A 5463-nucleotide genomic window follows, 5' to 3' on the forward strand; every position below is an offset into this window, starting at 1 on the left:
GCCGCTTGCTGATTGCGAGCCCGAGTCCCGATCCGCCGAACCGCCGGCTGATCGAACTGTCGGCCTGGACGAAATCCTTGAACAGCGAGTCGATCTTGTCGGCGGCAATTCCGATGCCGGTGTCGGTGACGGTCCACCGCATCCTGGCTGTGGTCGAATCCTGCGAAAGGCATTCGGTGGTGATCACGATCTCACCGGCCGCCGTGAACTTCACCGCGTTGGAGATCAGATTGAGCAGCACCTGGCGGATGCGGCCGGCGTCGCCGGTCAGCGCCTGGGGAATGTCGCCACGGGTCTGCTGGCGGACGGTCAGACCCTTGGCGACGGCGCGCGGCCCGATCACGCTCAGCGTATTGTCGACGACGCTACGCGGGGCGAACGGAATCGGCTCGAGGCTGAGCCGGCCGGCTTCCAGCTTGGAGAAGTCGAGAATGTCGTCGAGGATCTGCAACAGGTTGTCGCCGGCGTCGTGAATGCCGGTCACAGCCTGACGCTGCTCGGCGTCGAGGCGGGTGTCCAGCAGGTTGGTGGCGAGACCGATCACCGCGTTCATCGGGGTGCGGATCTCGTGGCTCATCATCGCCACGAAGCTGGATTTGGCGGCGCTCGCCGCCTCGGCGGCCTCGGCATAGAGATGCTGCTTGCCCCACCAGCGCGCGATCGCGACGCTGCCGGTGATGATCACCAGCGCGCTGATCAGCGACATTGCGATCATCAGGGCCGCCATGTCCTGCCAGCTCTGCAACGCGGTCTCTTCCGGCTGGGTGACCCGCACCACGATCGGATAGTTCGGCAGCATCCGGGTGGCGCCGAGCCGCTTGTTCGCGACCGCCGCCTCGCGGTGGCGGGCGCCCGCCGCGAGAGCGAGGCGGCCGGCCTCGGTCACGACGGTGCCGATCTTGTCGGATCGCGGATAGCTGACCAGCAACACGCCGTCGGAGCGCACCAGGGAAATCTCGGTTCCGGGCCCCGGCGACGTCGCGGCGAAGAAATTTTCGAAATACTTCACCGAGATCGCACCGAGCAGCAGGCCGATGAACCTGCCGTTCGATTCGTTCAGGCGATGCGCCAGATAGATGTTCCAGGTGCTGGAACCGCGGTTCTTGGCCGGCGCGCTGATGAAACTCACCAGGGAAGGGTCGCCGCTGAGCGCTTTGAAGTAATCGCGGTCGGAGATGTCGATGTCCGGGATCGGCCAATAGCGCGAGAAATTGATCAGCTTGCCGGCCTCGTCGATCATGGTCACGGCTTCGACCTGCGGCATGCCGGTGATCTTCTCGCTGAGAAGCGAATGAGCGCTCTGCTGAGACATCAGCCGTCGATACGAGGAACTGTCGGTGACGCCGGCGCGTGCGACGTAGTCGCGGATGCTCGACAGCAGCAGGTCGACCGATTTGAACGACCGGTCGGCTTCCTCCGCCAGCGTCAGCGTATAGCGCTCCAGACTGGTTTCTGCGGTTCTCAGCGTGCTTTCACGCAGATTGCCGAGGAAGATCAAATTGGTGCCGACGATGGTGGCGATCAGGGCCACCGTCGTGACGCGCAAGGCCACCAGCGAACGCTTCAGATTGGGGCGGGGCGACGGAAGCATCGGACGCTGGGCTCCGGATCAGCCACGAGAGAGTGGGGCGAAGGAGCGTCGCACGCCGGCGGCGCGGTCGCCAGGCTGTTGCATCGCGGTCGCCGGGCCGAGGTTATCCCCGCGGACACCGCCGCATCGCCAGCGCTTGCTTGCTCGAATCCGGTTCCTAATGATAATGCGAAACTTCGTGGATCCAGATGGAGATGCCGGGCTGATACCCCGCGCGGGGGATCGTTCCGAGAGCGAAAACGGGAGTGGCGTGTGAGACGGGCGCGCACTTAGTAAGGTGGAAGCAGATAACACCGGCGACCTCGCGTATTCTGAGATCATCATAACGGTTTGGTGCTGTCTTCGCGTTAACTTGGATCCCCGTAAAATTACGGGATTTGGTCGGGCGTGCGTTCCATTCAAGATATTTACCGGGAGGTCGTGCGATGAACGGGCAGTCGTCTGGAGGAGAGGTCTTCGTCGTCGATGACGATCCGGCGGTGCGCGAGACACTCTCGATCGTGCTGTCGGCGGCGGGCTATCAGGTGATCTGCTTCGCCGATGGTGAATCGTTGCTTGCCGTGGCGCGCAATCGCAGCCCCGCCTGCATCCTGCTCGACGTTCACATTCCCGGCCGGTCCGGCCTCGACATTCTGGCCGAGCTGCACGCCGAGGACTACCCGGCGCCGATCTTCATGATTTCGGGCAAAGGTGACATCGCGATGGCCGTCAACGCCATCAAGAACGGCGCCCTGGATTTCATCGAGAAGCCATTCCGCGGCAAGGAGATCGTGTCGCGGGTCGAGGAGGCGATCGAAGCGTTCTCGCGGCGGCGCGACGCCAGCCAGGGCAGCAAGGCGCCATCCTACAATTTCCCGGGCAAGGAGCCGCTCACCTTGCGCGAGCGCGAGGTGCTGGAGCTGTTCTCCTCGGGCAACACCAACAAGGAAGCCGGCCGGCACCTCGGCATCAGCCCGCGCACCATCGAGTATCACCGCGCCAACATCATGAAGAAGCTCGGCGCCCGCAACGCGACCGATCTGGTGCGGATCGTCATGTCGGCCCAGAAATAGCCGGGCCATGCGCCGGCAGCGTCGCCGCTGCCGGCTGATACGTCGCCGCGACGCTTACATCGTTCCCGGGAAGGCACCGCCGTCGAGCAGCAGGTTCTGGCCGGTGATGTAGCCGGCGTGCACGCTGCACAGGAATGCGCAGGCTGCACCGAATTCCTCCGATGTCCCGAACCGTCCCGCCGGGTTTTCGTTCTTCCGCGCTTCCAGGATCTGCTCGGCCGGCTTGCCGGTCGCCTTGGCCTGGCCGGCCGCGACGCCGCGCAGCCGATCGGTGTCGAACGGTCCCGGCAGCAGCGCGTTGATCGTCACGTTGTGCCGGACGGTCTTGCGCGACAGGCCGGCGACAAAGCCGGTCAGGCCGGAGCGTGCGCCGTTGGACAGGCCGAGCACGTCGATCGGCGCCTTCACGGCCGCCGAGGTGATGTTGACGATGCGGCCGAACTTGCGCTCGATCATCTTGTCGACGGTCGCCTTGATCAGTTCGATCGGCGTCAGCATGTTGGCGTCGAGCGCCTTGATCCAGTCGTCGCGGGTCCAGTCGCGGAAGTCGCCCGGCGGCGGACCACCGGCATTGTTGATCAGGATGTCCGGCTCCGGGCACGCCTTCAGCGCGGCGGCGCGGCCTTCCGGGGTGGTGATGTCGCCGGCGACGTCGATGATCTCGACATCCGGATAGGCCTTGCGCAGCTCGGCTGCAGCCAGCGCCAGCGCCTCGGCGCCGCGTGCGGTCATCGTCACATGGACGCCTTCGGCGGCGAGCGCCGCAGCGCAGCCGCGGCCAAGTCCCTTGCTCGATGCGCACACCAGCGCGCGGCGGCCTTTGATTCCGAGATCCACGGTTCACTCCAGCTTGGATGGCGATGTCGGTGAGGGCGGTACTGTAGCCAAGCCGTTTCGGCATGGTAAGGGGAAGGCCACGCATAACACATCAACGGGAAACGCGGCATGGATCCATTGTTCGACGTCAGCAACGAAGTCATTCTGGTCACCGGTGCGTCGCAGGGGCTGGGCCGACAATTCGCCCGCGTGCTCGCCGCGCGCGGCGCTGCGGTCGCGCTGGCGGCGCGGCAGACCGACAAGCTGCAGAGCCTCGAACAAGAGATCAGGGACAGCGGCGGACGCGCCGTGGCGGTGCGGATGGACGTCACCGATCTCGGCTCGATGGCGAGCGCGCTCGATCAGGCCGAGGCCGCGCTCGGCCCGATCACCGTGCTGATCAACAATGCCGGCGTCGCCACCGAGAAACTTGCGGTCGATCAGACCGAGGCCGATTGGGACAAGGTGATCGACGCCAATCTGAAGGGCGCTTACTTCCTGGCGACCGAAGTGGCGCGCCGGATGATCGCACGCCAGCAGGGCGGCAACATCGTCAACATCGCTTCGGTGCTCGGCCAGAGCGTGCTGAAATTCGTCTCGCCTTACGCGATCTCGAAGGCCGGCATCATCCAGGCCACCAAGGCGATGGCGCTGGAGCTCGCCAGCTCGCGCATCCGTGTCAACGCGCTGGCGCCGGGCTACATCGACACCGACATCAATCGCGACTTGTGGGCGACGCCGGCCGGCGAGAAACTGGTCAAGAGCATCCCGCAACGCCGCGTCGGCCACGAGTCCGACCTCGACGGCGCCATCCTGCTGCTCGCCTCCAACGCGTCGCGCTACATGACCGGAAGCGTGGTGACGGTGGATGGCGGATTCTTGCTCGGGTAGCAATCGGCTTCGCCTTTCAATTGTCGTTCCGGGAGGCGAGTGCAGCTCGCGAACCCGACATTTCTACGCGCTGCGGCGCGATGCCAAGCATGAGTGTTTCTCACGCATGCTTGACCGCGGACGCATCTGGGAATGACTGCGCTGGATGTTCTGTGCGCTCGGCGGGCAGGCTCTATCCCTCGTCATTCCGGGGCGCTCACGAAGTGAGCGAACCCGGAATCTCGAGGAGTTCATCCGCGCGGGCGCCGCGGGGACCAACTTCTGGATTCCGGGTTCGCGCTGCGCGCGCCCCGGAATGACAAAGCCGGGTAGATGCGCGCGTCAGTGCGCCCGCATCTCCTCACGGATCATATCTGCCGCTTTCTCGCCGATCATGATCGTCGGCGCGTTGGTGTTGCCGCCGATCAAAGTCGGCATCACCGAGGCGTCGACTATGCGCAAGGATCCGACGCCCTTCACCCGCAGCCGTGAATCCACCACGGCCTCCGGATCATTGTCCGCGCCCATCTTGCAGGTGCCGACCGGGTGGTACACGGTGTCGACGCGGGCGCGCAGGATGGCGCGGATGTCGTCGTCGGTGCGGACGTTGGCGGTGAACAGATCCTTCTGCTGCAGCGCGCGCAGCGCCGGCGTCTGCATCAGGCGCTGCGTGGTCTTGTAGCCGGCCACCATGGTTTCGAGATCGGACGGATCGCCGAGGAAATTCGGATCGATCCGCGGCGGGGCCAAGGGATCGGCACTGGCGAGGCTGACGCTGCCGCGGCTCTCCGGCCGCAGCAGGCAGAAGTGGCAGGAGAATCCCGTGCCCCAATGCCGCTTGCGGCCGTGATCATCGACCATCGCCATACCGAAATGCAACTGGATGTCCGGCACCTCGAGGTCGGGCCGGGTCTTCAGGAAGCCGCCGCATTCGGCGAAGTTGGTGGTCAGCGGTCCGCGGCCCTCGCGGCGATACTGTCCGATCGTCGACAGCAGCCGCGCGAACCCGGTGAAACTGGTGCCGGTGAAATACGGCGCATCGGACTGATAGGAGAAGATGAAGTCGGGGTGATCCTGCAGGTTCTGGCCGACGCCCGGCAGATGATGCACGACGTCGATGCCATGGGCCTGCAG

General features: G+C 65.1%; 5 protein-coding genes. 2 read left to right on the plus strand and 3 right to left on the minus strand.

Annotated features, from left to right (window positions below; all coding sequences use genetic code 11):
- Window positions 1-1591: hybrid sensor histidine kinase/response regulator (locus DU475_RS22920; RefSeq protein WP_246700404.1), on the minus strand; the 1591-nt coding region annotated here is incomplete at its 3' end.
- 425 nt (window positions 1592-2016) lie between these two features.
- Here DU475_RS22920 and DU475_RS22925 point away from each other — a divergent pair.
- A complete protein-coding gene (locus DU475_RS22925) occupies window positions 2017-2643 on the plus strand; it encodes a response regulator transcription factor (protein WP_013503515.1) in 627 nt (208 codons plus the stop codon).
- Window positions 2644-2697: 54 nt separating this feature from the next.
- Here the strand turns inward: DU475_RS22925 and DU475_RS22930 are convergent, their stop codons facing one another.
- Window positions 2698-3480: an SDR family oxidoreductase gene (locus DU475_RS22930; RefSeq protein ID WP_047309142.1), complete on the minus strand. Its 783-nt coding sequence runs from the start codon at window positions 3478-3480 to the stop codon at window positions 2698-2700.
- A 108-nt stretch (window positions 3481-3588) separates the two neighbouring features.
- Here DU475_RS22930 and DU475_RS22935 point away from each other — a divergent pair, with 108 nt between their 5' ends.
- Entirely contained in the window at window positions 3589-4350 is a 762-nt protein-coding gene (locus tag DU475_RS22935) for a glucose 1-dehydrogenase (RefSeq protein ID WP_164633426.1), read from the plus strand.
- A gap of 321 nt (window positions 4351-4671) precedes the next feature.
- Here the strand turns inward: DU475_RS22935 and DU475_RS22940 are convergent.
- The coding region (locus DU475_RS22940; protein ID WP_205524519.1) for a GMC family oxidoreductase at window positions 4672-5463 on the minus strand (792 nt) is incomplete at its 5' end.

The sequence above is a fragment of the Rhodopseudomonas sp. WA056 genome, assembly GCF_010906995.1.
Taxonomy (GTDB): Bacteria; Pseudomonadota; Alphaproteobacteria; order Rhizobiales; family Xanthobacteraceae; genus Rhodopseudomonas; species Rhodopseudomonas palustris_G.

Coding starts and splice junctions, on each gene's coding strand:
- DU475_RS22925 (WP_013503515.1), top strand. CDS start 2,017: ATGAACGGGCAGTCGTCTGGAGGAGAGGTCTTCGTCGTCGATGACGAT.
- DU475_RS22935 (WP_164633426.1), top strand. CDS start 3,589: ATGGATCCATTGTTCGACGTCAGCAACGAAGTCATTCTGGTCACCGGT.